A 13,662-nucleotide genomic window follows, 5' to 3' on the forward strand; every position below is an offset into this window, starting at 1 on the left:
TTACTCTTATTTTTCAAACCCATATTCACGCTCTACTTTACAAATTCGGAGTTGGTATTTTGTGTACCATTTTTCTCTTCCTTTTTCTCGAGCTTCTATGTGTAATAAATTATTTTTCCATTGTGTAATTGCCTCTAAACTTCGCCAATATGAAACTGTAATTCCAACTTCCGAGCGGGCTGACTCAATTCCTAAATAACCTTCTTGTTTTTTTGCTAACTCTTCCATTCTGTTGTTCATGTCTTCATATCCTTCTTGATCATCAGACAATATAGTTGTAAAAATAACCGCGTAATATGGCGGAGTTAATGAATCTTCAATCATAAAATTAATTCGTATTTTGTTTCTGGCAAGCCAATATCTTCACTTATAAACTTTTTTACTTCGGTAAAATTAAATCGTTTTAATATTTTAGCTGAAGCTATATTCTCATCAACTACATAACCTACAATTTTTTTCATTCCTACAAATCTACAATAAGAAATTAGTCCTTTGCAAATTTCAGTTGCATATCCTTTACCCCAATATTCTTGAATAAATCGGTATCCTATTTCATCATCTACATTGTCTTTTACCAAAGCAACAGTTCCTATAAACTTCTTATCAACTTTTCGTTCTATCGCATAAATCCAAAAATCATTTTTAGGCTTATCATACCTATTCATCAAATATTTAAGCTCTATTTCACACGCAACAATTGTTTTAATATCACCTGTTGCATATTGTAAAACTTCGGGATTACTTTCTAACTTAAAAAAAGGTTTTAAGTCAGTTAAAAGAAGTTTTCTAATGCGTAATCTTTCGGTTTCAAAAATCATGAATAAATTGTAATTTTGCAGTTGATAAATACTGTATAAAACAGATTTATAAAAATACACCATACGAACTTCTAAAAAATTAAAGACTTACACAAGCCTTTTGTTTTTTATTAAGGATATTAAAAGAATGAACGTAGATAAAAAAGTAGCTTTTTACACTTTAGGATGTAAATTAAATTTTTCTGAAACTTCAACAATTGCTAGAAATTTTGCCTCTGAAGGTTTTGAACGTGTTGAGTTTGATGAAAAAGCAGCTATATATGTAATTAATACATGTTCGGTTACTGATAATGCTGATAAACGTTTTAAATCGATAGTAAAGTCAGCTTTAAAACAAAACGAGGATGCTTTTATAATTGGTGTAGGTTGCTATGCGCAATTAAAACCTGAAGAATTAGCCAATGTTAATGGGGTAGATTTAGTTTTAGGTGCTACCGAAAAATTTAACGTTACTAGTTACATCAATGATTTAACTAAAAATGATATCGGCGAAGTACATTCGTGCGAAATTGAAGAAGCCGATTCTTATGTTGGCGCCTATTCTATTGGCGATCGTACCCGTGCTTTTTTAAAAGTACAAGATGGTTGTGATTATAAATGTACGTATTGTACAATTCCGTTAGCACGAGGCATTTCTAGATCTGATACTTTAGAGAACGTTTTAAAAAATGCCAAAGAAATATCAGAAAGAGGAATTAAAGAGATCGTTTTAACAGGTGTAAATATTGGTGATTACGGTAAAGGTGAGTTTGGTAACAAAAAACACGAACATACTTTCTTAGAATTGGTTAAAGAATTAGATAAAGTTGATGGTATTCACCGTTTGCGAATATCGTCTATCGAACCTAATTTATTAAAAGACGAAACAATTGATTTTGTTTCTAAATCTAATACTTTTGTTCCGCATTTTCACATTCCGTTGCAATCTGGTTCTGATGAATTGTTAAAAAAAATGAAGCGTCGTTATTTAACGCAAACCTATACAAATAGAGTTACTAGAATAAAAGAAGTAATGCCACACGCTTGTATTGGTGTAGATGTTATTGTTGGTTTTCCTGGAGAAACAGATGAATTATTTTTAGAAACCTACAACTATTTAAACGAAATGGATATTTCGTATTTACATGTATTTACCTATTCTGAGAGACCAAATACAGAAGCTGTTAATATGGATGGCGTAGTTGCCAAAAATGTACGTGCAAAACGAAGTAAAATGTTACGTGGCTTATCTGTTAAAAAACGTAGGGCTTTTTATGAAACTCAAATCGGAAATACATTAACGGTGCTTTTTGAAAGTGAAAATAAAGAAGGCTATATTCACGGTTTTACACAGAATTATGTAAAAGTAAAAACACCTTGGAATCCGGAGTTGGTAAACACAATACATACTGTTTCCTTAACCGAAATTGACGAGGATGGTTTAGTTCGTTTTAACTTTGTTAAAAACGAAGTTATTGCTTAAATTGTGAATAGTTTTTTATCTACTTTAAAATAAAAATTATGAAATTCGCACTAGTATTACTTTTCGCTTTAACTATTATAACTTGTAGCGTTCCTAAAAAGGAATTAAAAAAAGATTCTAAACCTATCGAGAAAGAAATAATCGTAGAAAAAACAATTGATAAAACTAAAAAACTAGAAAGCGAACCAATTAAAGAGAACAATCTTGTAAATATTCGAAAAACGCCTTGTTTTGGAGATTGTGCCGTTTACAATGTTACTATTGATAAAAAAGGTAATGTTACCTTTAACGGAATCGAATATGTGCTTGAAAAAGGAATTCATACCTTTAAGCTTTCTGATAAAGATTTTAAAAAACTTAATGATATGTTTACTACAAATGGTTTTAATTCGTTTAAAACTGTTTACGACAACACAAAAATCTCTGATTTACCAAGCACATTTATAACCCATAATAACAAACAAATAAAAATTCGTTTGTGGAAAGATATTCCTGATGAATTAATTAATATTCACGAGTATATTGAAGAACTTTTATTAGATAAGAACCTTATTGAATAATGGTAAAAACTCATGTGTATTTTGTGCCAGGTTTAGCTGCAAATACTAAAATATTTGAGCATATTTCTTTGCCTAGAAAAAACGCTCAGCTTCATTTTATAGATTGGTTATTGCCTACATCAATAAATGAAAGCATTGAAAAGTATGCTGCACGAATGTGCGAAATTATTAAACACGAAAACCCGATATTGGTTGGTGTTTCTTTTGGAGGAATAATGGTACAAGAAATGAGTAAAATTATTCCTTGTAAAAAAGTAATTATTATTTCTAGTATCAAAAGTAATAAAGAACTTCCTAAGCGTTTAAAATTAGCCCAAATAACAGGAGCATATAAACTTTTCCCTTCAAAAATAATAGCGAATATCGAAAGTTACGAACATTATTTCTTTAACGATTATTTAAAAAAAAGAGCGGAATTGTATAAAGTATATTTATCGATAAGAGATAAAAAATATTTACAATGGTCTATATACAACGTGTTGCATTGGCAACAAAAAGAACCATTGAAAAATATAATTCACATACATGGCAATGATGATGAAGTTTTTACTGCAAAACATATAAAAAATTATATCAAAATAGAAAAAGGGACTCATATTATGATTTTAAATAAAGCAAAAACTATTTCTAAAATCTTAGAAAAGGAATGCTTTTTGATGGATTAAAGATGGTAATAAATTATAATAAAAAAATTAAAAGAAAATGAATAAATCCGTGCGTTTTTTATCAATACTAACAGTTGTGTTTGTTGCTATTTTATTTACAAATACAATAAGCCAATCTAACGAACCTGTCATTAAGAATGTAGCAGAAAGCTATCAAATTAAAGCTGTTAAACTCCCTAAAAACATGGAGTTAGCTGGTGAACGTGTGCCTTTAGAAAAAGCAGACATTAAAGAACGTATGGATCGTGAGCTACTTGTAAACACTTATTGGCAATCAAACGGATTACTATTAATAAAACGTGCCAACAAATACTTTCCAATTCTAGAACCTTTATTAGCTAAACATGGTTTACCTGATGATTTTAAATTTTTAGCTTTGGCCGAAAGTGCATTTATTGATGAAACTTCATCTGTAGGCGCGGCCGGAATGTGGCATTTTATGAAAAGTACTGGTCGTGAATACGGTTTAGAAATTAACGACAATGTGGATGAACGCTATAATATAGAAAAATCAACTGAAGTAGCTGCTGAATACTTAAAGAAAGCATATAGCCGTTTTAATTCTTGGACACTTGCTGCTGCTGCATACAATGCTGGTAATTATGGTGTAGGAAGAAGATTGGAAACTCAAGGTGTAACTAGCTACTACGACGTTTTATTACCTGATGAAACAGAACGTTATGTATTTAGAATCTTAGCTTTAAAAGAAATAATTTCGAATCCTGAGAAATATGGTTTTGAATTTGATAAAGAAGATTTATACACTTTACCATCTACATACACAGTTAAAGTAGACACCGCTATTACCAACATAGCTTTATTTGCTAAAAAGTACGGTACCACCTATAAAGATCTTAAACTACACAACTCTTGGTTAAGAGAAAATAAACTAAATAATAAAAGTCGTAAACTATACGAAATTAAAATTCCCAACTAACAAATGAAAAAAGTACTTCCTTTTATATATATTGTAATTGGGCTATTTATTTTAATAGTCACTTTCTCTCAGTTTTTTAAAGATCAAGAAAGTTATCGGGTCCTTTTAAGTTTCAGAACCGAAAGCAAGTATATATTCTTACTTGTAAGAGTTTTATTTGCAAGTTGGTTTTTAATAGACGGAATAAAGAGGTTGAAACAAAGCAAAGAAGATTAGAGTATCTAATCTTCTTTTATGTTTTTTACCCTTCCTACAATTCCAGATTCTAATTGCACTTTAATTCCGTGAGGATGATTAGCTGAGTTTGTTAAAATTCTACTTACAATACCTATCGTTAACTCGCCCGATCTTTGATGACTTTTTTGAACAACCTCAACCTCTATACCAATACGAATGTGATTTCTATTTCTACCGTCTTTCATTTAAAATATTTTTCATTAAAATAAAAAAGCCTATCAATTAATTGATAGGCTTTCTTTAAAAAGTTTACTCTGGTAATAATATATATTATAATACTCTTACATTTACAGCGTTTAATCCTTTTTTTCCATCTTGTAAGTCAAACTCAACCTCATCGTTTTCACGAATTTCATCGATTAATCCTGAAACATGTACAAAATGCTCTTTGTTGTTTCCTTCTTCTGTGATAAATCCAAATCCTTTTGATTCGTTGAAGAATTTTACGGTACCTTTATTCATAATAAAAAATTAATTTGTCGTTAACTTAAGTGCTAACAACGTTTATTGTTTTGCAAAGATAATGCCATTTTTTTTAAATACACCTAAATAATTGATTTTATTACAATTATCTTAAAAATAAATATTAAAAATAAAAAAGCCTATCAATTAATTGATAGGCTTTCTTTAAAAAGTTTACTCTGGTAATAATATATATTATAATACTCTTACGTCTACAGCGTTTAATCCTTTTTTTCCTTCTTGTAATTCAAATTCAACTTCGTCGTTTTCACGAATTTCATCGATTAATCCAGAAACATGTACAAAATGTTCTTTGTTTGATCCTTCTTCTGTGATAAATCCAAATCCTTTTGATTCGTTGAAGAATTTTACGGTACCTTTACTCATAATAAAAAATTAATTTGTTGTTTGCTTAAGTGCTAACAACGTTTATTGTATTGCAAATGTAATGCCAAATATTTTAAATACACCTAAATAATTGATTTTATTACAATTAAAAAAATAATTCTTGAAAATTTCATGTAACAAACACGCATTACTATAGAAGTTTAAAACATTTTTTAACACAAAAAAGCCTATCAATAATTGATAGGCTTTTTATTAAAAAGTTTACTCTGGTAATAATATATATTATAATACTCTTACGTTTACAGCGTTTAATCCTTTTCTTCCATCTTGTAATTCGAATTCAACTTCGTCGTTTTCACGAACTTCGTCAATTAATCCTGATACATGTACAAAATGCTCTTTGTTGTTTCCTTCTTCTGTGATAAATCCGAATCCTTTTGATTCGTTGAAGAATTTTACGATACCTTTATTCATTATAAAAAATTATGTGTCGCTAACTTAAGTGCTAGCTAAGTTTATTAAAGCCGCAAATTTAACACCAAAAATATTAATATCAGCTTAAAAAAAAATTTTTATTTATTTATTTTCAAAACTCAAAAGAAACCATACATTTTGTATATTTTTATATTGTTAAACTTATTTATGGATGAATAATTTTTTAATAGGAATTGGTAAGCGAATCAAAATTATCAGAAAAGAACAGAAATTAACTATTAGCGAAGTTGCTTCAAATGCGGGCGTATCTAATGGTTTAATTTCTAGAATAGAGAATGGTAGAACAATGCCTTCCTTACCTGTTTTATTAGAACTAATAGCGGCTTTAAAAATTGATCCAAGTAATTTTTTTAAGGATGTAGAAAATGCTCAAACCAAAAAATATATTCATATATCAAAAGAAGAACAACAATTAATAGAGAAGGAAGTAGATGCTGAAGGTTTCACGTACCATCATATATTTAATAAAAGTTTATCTGCTATAGGTTTTGAAGCTGTTATCTTAAACATAAGTCCTAATTCAAAAAGAGAAAAAGTAGTTACTGATGCTTGGGAATTCAAGTATATTATTAGCGGTAGTTGCACTTATTATATTGGCGAAGATAAAATTATTGTAAATAAAGGGGATTCATTGTATTTTAATGGAAAAATACCTCACGTACCATTTAATCATACAGCACAAGATTGCACAATGCTTGTGCTGTATTTTTTTATTGATGCTGGTTAAATTTCTTATAAAACATCTTTTAGATTTACCAACGATTCTAAAATATAGGTTGGTTGTGGTTTTTCTAATTGTGTTTTTGTTTGTGCACCAGACAAAACACCCACAGTAATTCCGCAGCCTGCATTTTTTCCTTCTTCAATATCAATAGCAGAATCACCTGCTTTTAAAACTTTTGATGCATCTGTTACATTTAATAAGTCCATTGCTTGAAATATCATATATGGATGCGGACGTCCTTTTACAACATCACTTGCTGTAATTAAAGCGTCATAATGTGTTTTTTTATTCCACTGTAACTTATCTAATAATAAAGTCGCTGTTTTTCTATCATAGCCAGTATTTAGAACTACTTTTATACCATCGGCACGCAAACCTAACAAAACATTTTCAACCCCTTTAATAGGTTTTACCACTAAATTAATATAAGCTGTATCTAATAAACTTTTAAAATTTTCGAAAATAATTTGAGATTCTTTTAATTTATCAGACTTTAAATGTGTTAAAACATCTTTAATTGCTTTGTGCTTTTCTTTTCCTGCACCATATTCTAAAACAGTTTCTAAAGAAACTTCAACATTAAAATTTTGTATTGCTTTATGTAATGTTTTATAAACTACGTTTTGCTCATCTACTGTTGTTCCTGCCATATCAAAAACAACCATTTCTATTTCTCTCTTTGTTTCGCTCATCATCATTATTTATTAAATATTTTATTGATATTTTCTTTTGAAAACCCTGCACTTCCCGTCATTCCTTTTCCACCGATACCCGTTACAACATGAACATTATCACTTACGGCATATTCAAAAATATCTTTTTCTTTACATTGACTGTAAAAACCTGCCCATTTATACTGAATATCATAAGTTGGTAGCTCTATTATTTTTTTAGCTTCTGTAATCATATAATTGTCAATATCTTCATTTAAGTCAAAACCCAAATCATCGCTATTTTTTGCAGTGGCATATTCATGCGAATCACCCAAAATTATCGAACCATCCGTAGCTTGTTTAAATAAAATATGAACACCATATTTTTTCTGAAAACTATCAGGATCTTCTTTTGCTTTTATCTCATTCCATGAAGCACATTCTTCAAAAGCCTCGTACCTTCGGATTGTAGAACCTGTTAAAATAGAACCATCTAAAGTGAAATTTTTTTGAGGTTTGGTTTGCATCATTTGCAACTTAGAAACCACTAAATCGCTATTATTATAAATTGATGGATACAACGTTTTAAAATCTACTCCGTTACAAATAATAACTTTTGATGCTTTATATAACACGCCTATTGAAGTTGTTACAACAACCTGATTATTTATTTCTTCTGTATTAATCACAGTTGTATTATAATTAATTTCAATATTTTTTTCTGCGGATAAAAAAGAATGCAAGCGATGAATCATCGTTTTTGGTTCTACGGTTACTTCTTCAGGAAAAAACAATCCTGCTTTACAATAATCCGCACGTAATCCTGCATATTTATCTAAACACTGTGTTTTCGTTAATAGGTTTGAAGTATAATTATTGTTTTTATTAATTTGATGCAATTCTTCAATTAACTGAACTTCTTCTTCATTAGAAGCTAAATAAACCGTACCATTTTGACGAATTGTTACATCAAACTGACTTTGAATATCTTTATAAATAGCTAAACTTTCTCTTCCATAATTTTGCCATTTTTGATTCATTCCTGAAGGCACAACTTGTCCAAAATTACGAACCGTTGCTCCTTGTGGCTTATTATCTCTTTCTAAAATTGCTACTGATAATCCTTTTTTTGCTGCGTGATAAGCGTGAAAAGTTCCTAAAACTCCACCTCCAACAACGATTAAATCATACTTATTGTTCATATACTAATTCTTTTAATTGTACTGGTTTCTTATATTTATTCTTAAAAAAACGAAAACTATAAATTGTTATTACTAATCCTATAAATGCTAAAAAATATAATGCTTGTGTAAAAAATGAAAGCCAAGAGATATCTCCTTTTCCAAAATTCTTATAAAGAAGAATCAAAATACTTCCTAAATATCCGAAGGCATCGGCTATGTAAATTAAGAAACCTACGTTTCCGTTAATTTTAAAAGTCGCAATCATTCTATCAAAGAAAATTCCGTTAAAAGGTACGTAACAACTGTATAATCCTATTCCTGAAACTACCATCCAAACCAATGGCGTAATAACTTGTTGTTGATATAAATATGTTGATACCAAAATTGAAATACATCCAATAATCAACACATAATGGTAATACATAAAAGCTTTATAATTTTTAGTAATACTACCTATCATCCCTAAAACAACTAATACAATAATAGCTATTGGTATTTCAGAAATACTATAAATAGAGGCATCTGTATACCCTAAAGAATCCCATATTTCTCTAGCAAAATTGTCTCTAAAATCTCTAATTGATGTTAACAGCATAAAGAAAAATACTATTAAAGTTAAAGGCAGTGCGTATTTTTTAAATAACAGCTTTCTTTCTTGTTTATTTAAAGGCTTTCTTACGGCTCTTAATAGTTGGTCTTCTGTCGTTGGCGGTGGTAATTTCTCTAACAACCACGCAAAAAACAATAATGGAAGTATAAAAAATAGTCCTGTAATAAAGGGCATCCAATATTCATCAAAATGAAACTTATCTAATACCATTTTACCTATTGTTTTAACAGCTCCTGAGGAAACTATAAAACTAGAGGATAAGATTACTCCTAATAATTCGGTAGCTTTTCTTCCTTCTAGATAAGAAAATACAATTCCCCAAATCATTCCTAAGGGTAATCCGTTTAAAAATAAAAAGAGAATATTATAAGGTGCTGGAGTAACTGCAAAACCCAACAACGCTAATTCTGCTAAAAAAATAAAACCAACCAAATAAAGCATTCTTGTATGCGATTTCATTTCTGAAATTACTTTTATACCTACAAATTTTGATAACGTATAGCCAACCACTTGAGCTACTATTAATAAAATTTTATAATCTATGCCCCAAAAAGCTAAGTTTTCAAATGTGGCTACAGTAAACGGCTTTCTAAAAGCGTACATACAAAAATAAGTACCAAATGCAGCAATAGAAGCTTGTAATAAAAAACGTAAACGCATGAGTTCTTTTTTTTGACAGAAATTAGCTCTCAATTTCTTGAGAGCCTACTTCCGCGTTTAATTCAAAATACTTAAAGATTAAATTTAATACCAATGTTTCCTTTAACTCCGTAATATTCTACTTGTTTTGGGCGGTCTTGGCTTTTACCATAATGATAAATCAGGGGATTATTTAAAATATTATTGAAATCAGTATAGATTGTCCATTTTTTCCCTATTTGATAAGATGCTGAAAAATCTAACGTATTATATCTTCCGTAGTACACATCATCAATATCTCTTTCTCCGTAAGCAATGGCATATTTTCCTTTATGATTAAAAGCTATCCTTGTATTAAATCCGCCTTTTTCAAAAAATAATTGTGCATTAAACAAACTTCCCGCTTGATAAGCCATCGCTACTTTTCTACCACTTGCTTTTGTCATTTCAGAATCCATAAACGTAGCATTTAATTGTGTTCCAAAATATTTAAAAAATCCTGGTAAGAAATCAAAACGTCTGTTAATTCCTAACTCTACACCACCAATCCATGATGTTGCTCCTCCGTTTACAGGAGTACTGAATTCAACACCTTCTTTACCGTTGTAAGTTCCTTGATAGGTATCATTATAAATAATATCTGTAATCGATTTATAAAAAACACCTGCGTTTACAACACCTACATTTTGGAAATAATATTCTCCTAATAAATCAAAATTCCATGAAAACGTTGGATTTAAATCAGGATTACCTCCTTTAAATTCGTTATCAAAAGATATAAAAGTTCCTGATGGAGAAATGTCTCCAAAATTAGGTCTTGAAAAACTTCTTGTTGCGGCAAAACGGATATTTAAATCTCTTTTAGGAGAATACTTAACGTGTAACATTGGTAATACTGCCCAATAATTTTTATTTTTTATCGACTTTGTTAAAACATCATTTTCAACAACATATCCTGATACTTTTGTTTCGGTTTTCGTAGCTCTTAATCCTCCTAAAATAGTCCACTTTTCAGAAGCTTTTAAAGTTCCCATACCGTAAAATGATAAATGAGTTTCATCAACATCAAAATTTCTTCCTAATCCACTATTATATTGTAAAGCTGATGAATCATCTTCTAAAACACTTAAATTTTCTTTGTTTGATGTCCAAAAATGATTCATTCCTTCGGTAGATAAAACAGGCCCAAAAGTTGATTGAATATTAGATCCCATTTCATTTAAATAATCTGCACGACCTGGTTGCTGAATAACATATTGAGAATAATCTGATAACGTTGGAGTTTCTCCTGCACCATTCCATCCGTAGTATAAATCTTCAAAAGTTGCTCTACGATCTTTATCTCTATATTTTGTTCCTACTTTAATTTTTAAGTTATCATTAATCGTATGTTCATAGTTTAATGAGGCTACTATATTATCTCTTTCTTTTATTGATATTTTATATAATTCTAAATCTGAGAATTTCATTTGTGTTGCATCCATCTTAAATTTATCATCACTAAAAAAACCAAATAAAGCATCGGTATCATTATAATCTAATTTTCCGCCATCTGCTTTCCAATAAGCTCTATCATCTCCAGCTCCACCAATTATTTTTGGTCTGTTATCTAAATAATCTGCATTAACACCAATACCATCTTGTTTAAACTTTACAACAAAATAGCTTTTATCTTGTGCTGTCGGAGTATTCCCATATTTAAATTCATTAGCATAAGAAGCAATACTCCAATCGAATTTTCCATTTTCAGTAAGATGTCTTCCTCCTATTTCTTTTCCAAAAAGCTCTGTAATTAATTCGTTATGTATATTTTGCAACTCTACTCTTGTGGTACTTGTTACTGAATCGAATTTATCAAAACGAATTCTATGTTTATAATGCTCTTCAATATCCGATAATGTTCCATAAACTCCTCTAAAATAAATTTTATGAGCAGGTGTAAAATTATATTCCATCGCAGCGTTTAATCCCATGGTAACTCTTACACCGTTATAATCTCTTAATTCCATTCTAAAAACACCTTCGTCTCCTTTTCTACGTGCTTCAAAATTATCAGTACCCCAACTTCTATTCCAATACGAACCGTTTACGATATACCCGAATTTACCGTCTTTACTTTTGTTACCAATGGTTAAAGAAGCATTGTAAATTGGGTTACCAGATTTTTCATTAAAACCTCCACCAATATTTACATTTAAAAGTTGTTTGCTTGGTGCTGTTTGTGTAATAAAATTTACACCACCACCGATTCCGTCTGATTCCATATCAGGCGTGTATGCTTTTGCTGCTTGTACGTATGAAATTAATTCTGATGGAAAAAAATCAAAAGCTGTTGCACGTGAAGTCGTTTCTTCTTCTGCAGTTGGAATTCTATTTCCGTTAATGGTAGTCGATGTCCAAAACGGAGGCAATCCCCTTACGGATACAAAACGTCCTTCACCTTGATCTCTTTCAATAGATAATCCTTGAATACGTTGTACTGTTTCCGCTGCATTTCGATCGGGTAATTTACCAATACCATCAGAAGCAATCACATTCATTATACTCATTGATCTTTTTTGAATACTTAAAGCTTTCGCTTCACTATTTCTTCTTGATCCTCCATTAATTACAACTTCTTCTAATGCATTCGAAGAAGGTAACAATGCAATTACTCCTATATTTTTACTAGCACTACCAACAATAGAAACATCTACTATTTTTGTTTGAAAACCGATATAAGAGATCTCTAATACTACATTTCCTTGTTCAACTTTATTTATCACAAAATTTCCATCAAAATCAGTGTATACACCTTTTGTTGTTCCTGCTACTGAAATACTTGCTCCTGGTAACGGAAAATTACCATCAGTTATAATCCCTGTAATAACAGTTTCTTGTGAAAAAACAGCATTACTAATAAAGAGAACTAGTATCGTATTCAATAAAATTTTAAAATTATTCATTTGTTTAGTTTTACAATAATTAAATTACCTGACGCAAATCACGTTATTTTTTTACTATTTGTAAACTTTTGAATATTAAGAAAACTTTTTGATAATGCTATTTTAGTGTAATAAAATTGTTAAGCAATAAAAAAACCTTAACTAAATAGTTAAGGTTTTTTTGCTTTTTGATTAAAATAGTAATAAAATTAATCGAATTTTGTATCCATTTTAACGTAATCTAAAAACTCACGTTTTGTTTCTTTATTTTTAAATTTACCGCCAAATTCGGCAGTAACAGTACTACTTTCTATATCTTTTATACCTCTAGAGTTAACACATAAATGTTTTGCATCAATAATACAAGCTACATCTTGTGTTCCTAAAGCTTCTTGCATTGCCTGAACTATTTGCATTGTTAAACGCTCTTGTACTTGTGGTCGTTTTGAGAAATACTCTACAATACGATTCATTTTAGATAGTCCAATTACTTTTCCATCAGAAATATAAGCAACATGTGCGCGACCAATTATTGGTAGTAAATGATGCTCGCAGGTAGAATATACAACGATATTCTTTTCTACCAACATTTCACCGTAATTGTAATTATTATCAAACGTAGATGCTTTTGGCATATTTGCAGGATTTAAGCCCATAAATATTTCATTCACAAATGCTTTTGCTACACGCTTTGGTGTACCTTGCATACTATCGTCTGTTAAATCCATTCCTAAAGTGATTAAAATATCTTTAACACTTTCTTGAATTTTTTCTATTTTTTCTTCATCAGAAATATCAAAAGCATCCGCACGTATTGGTGATTCTGCCGATGTACTTATGTGATTCTCTCCTATCTCTTCTATTCTCTCGTCATTCATTTTGTTGCTACTCACTTCAAACATTTCTTTCAATTATTAGGGCGCAAATTTACAAATTAGTTGTTA

The 13,662-nt window shown here is 29.9% G+C and carries 16 protein-coding genes; 5 read left to right on the forward strand and 11 right to left on the reverse strand.

The features are described from left to right. Window positions 1-6: 6 nt before the first annotated feature. Together H0I30_RS06825 and H0I30_RS06830 are read right to left on the reverse strand one after the other, a co-directional pair. Window positions 7-324: an antibiotic biosynthesis monooxygenase gene (locus H0I30_RS06825; RefSeq protein ID WP_218771134.1), complete on the reverse strand. Its 318-nt coding sequence runs from the start codon at window positions 322-324 to the stop codon at window positions 7-9. Next, window positions 321-818 carry a GNAT family N-acetyltransferase gene (locus H0I30_RS06830; protein ID WP_218771135.1) on the reverse strand — a complete coding sequence of 166 codons (498 nt, stop codon included), beginning with the start codon at window positions 816-818 and terminating at the stop codon, window positions 321-323. Before H0I30_RS06830 ends, H0I30_RS06825 begins: the two co-directional genes overlap by 4 nt. Window positions 819-945: 127 nt before the next feature. On the opposite strand from H0I30_RS06830, the gene mtaB reads away from it, so the two are divergent. Genes mtaB through H0I30_RS06850 form a run of 4 tightly spaced genes read left to right on the forward strand, consistent with a single transcriptional unit; the run spans window position 946 to window position 4,442 of the window. Continuing rightward, window positions 946-2,280 (forward strand): tRNA (N(6)-L-threonylcarbamoyladenosine(37)-C(2))-methylthiotransferase MtaB, encoded by a 1,335-nt coding sequence (mtaB, locus tag H0I30_RS06835; RefSeq protein WP_218771136.1) that lies wholly within the window; start codon window positions 946-948, stop codon window positions 2,278-2,280. Between the two features lie 38 nt (window positions 2,281-2,318). Next, window positions 2,319-2,840, forward strand: coding sequence for a DUF6438 domain-containing protein (locus tag H0I30_RS06840; RefSeq protein WP_218771137.1), 522 nt, complete (start codon window positions 2,319-2,321; stop codon window positions 2,838-2,840). After that, window positions 2,840-3,505, forward strand: coding sequence for an alpha/beta hydrolase (locus H0I30_RS06845; RefSeq protein WP_218771138.1), 666 nt, complete (start codon window positions 2,840-2,842; stop codon window positions 3,503-3,505). Before H0I30_RS06840 ends, H0I30_RS06845 begins: the two co-directional genes overlap by 1 nt. A 37-nt stretch (window positions 3,506-3,542) precedes the next feature. Further along, on the forward strand, window positions 3,543-4,442 hold the full coding sequence (locus H0I30_RS06850; RefSeq protein WP_218771139.1) for a lytic transglycosylase domain-containing protein: 900 nt from the start codon (window positions 3,543-3,545) through the stop codon (window positions 4,440-4,442). Window positions 4,443-4,663: 221 nt separating this feature from the next. Here H0I30_RS06850 and H0I30_RS06855 read toward each other — a convergent pair whose 3' ends face one another. From H0I30_RS06855 to H0I30_RS06870, 4 genes are all read right to left on the reverse strand, one after another. Next, on the reverse strand, window positions 4,664-4,864 hold the full coding sequence (locus H0I30_RS06855; RefSeq protein ID WP_218771140.1) for a YwbE family protein: 201 nt from the start codon (window positions 4,862-4,864) through the stop codon (window positions 4,664-4,666). An 85-nt stretch (window positions 4,865-4,949) separates the two neighbouring features. Continuing rightward, window positions 4,950-5,141 (reverse strand): cold-shock protein, encoded by a 192-nt coding sequence (locus H0I30_RS06860; RefSeq protein ID WP_218771141.1) that lies wholly within the window; start codon window positions 5,139-5,141, stop codon window positions 4,950-4,952. A gap of 195 nt (window positions 5,142-5,336) precedes the next feature. Further along, window positions 5,337-5,528, reverse strand: coding sequence for a cold-shock protein (locus H0I30_RS06865; protein ID WP_218771142.1), 192 nt, complete (start codon window positions 5,526-5,528; stop codon window positions 5,337-5,339). 243 nt (window positions 5,529-5,771) lie between these two features. Beyond that, window positions 5,772-5,963 carry a cold-shock protein gene (locus tag H0I30_RS06870; protein ID WP_218771143.1) on the reverse strand — a complete coding sequence of 64 codons (192 nt, stop codon included), beginning with the start codon at window positions 5,961-5,963 and terminating at the stop codon, window positions 5,772-5,774. A 172-nt stretch (window positions 5,964-6,135) separates the two neighbouring features. Between H0I30_RS06870 and H0I30_RS06875 the strand changes: the two genes are divergently transcribed. Continuing rightward, on the forward strand, window positions 6,136-6,711 hold the full coding sequence (locus H0I30_RS06875) for a helix-turn-helix domain-containing protein (protein ID WP_218771144.1): 576 nt from the start codon (window positions 6,136-6,138) through the stop codon (window positions 6,709-6,711). 5 nt (window positions 6,712-6,716) lie between these two features. On the opposite strand, the gene H0I30_RS06880 is transcribed toward H0I30_RS06875, so the two are convergent. The 5 genes from H0I30_RS06880 to folE form a co-directional block, all read right to left on the reverse strand. Then, complete coding sequence (locus H0I30_RS06880; protein ID WP_218771145.1) at window positions 6,717-7,400, reverse strand: phosphonatase-like hydrolase; 684 nt, start codon at window positions 7,398-7,400, stop codon at window positions 6,717-6,719. 5 nt (window positions 7,401-7,405) lie between these two features. Further along, window positions 7,406-8,563 carry a TIGR03364 family FAD-dependent oxidoreductase gene (locus H0I30_RS06885; protein WP_218771146.1) on the reverse strand — a complete coding sequence of 386 codons (1,158 nt, stop codon included), beginning with the start codon at window positions 8,561-8,563 and terminating at the stop codon, window positions 7,406-7,408. Then, entirely contained in the window at window positions 8,553-9,815 is a 1,263-nt protein-coding gene (locus tag H0I30_RS06890; protein WP_218771147.1) for a DUF5690 family protein, read from the reverse strand. Before H0I30_RS06890 ends, H0I30_RS06885 begins: the two co-directional genes overlap by 11 nt. A 71-nt stretch (window positions 9,816-9,886) precedes the next feature. Continuing rightward, the gene (locus H0I30_RS06895) at window positions 9,887-12,739 is read right to left on the reverse strand and encodes a TonB-dependent receptor (RefSeq protein ID WP_218771148.1); all 2,853 of its coding nucleotides are present in this window, start codon (window positions 12,737-12,739) and stop codon (window positions 9,887-9,889) included. Window positions 12,740-12,927: 188 nt separating this feature from the next. Then, a complete protein-coding gene (folE, locus tag H0I30_RS06900; RefSeq protein WP_255554347.1) occupies window positions 12,928-13,596 on the reverse strand; it encodes a GTP cyclohydrolase I FolE in 669 nt (222 codons plus the stop codon). Between the last annotated feature and the right edge of the window lie 66 nt (window positions 13,597-13,662).

This window comes from Tenacibaculum sp. AHE14PA (assembly GCF_019278465.1).
Lineage (GTDB): Bacteria > Bacteroidota > Bacteroidia > Flavobacteriales > Flavobacteriaceae > Polaribacter > Polaribacter bernardetii.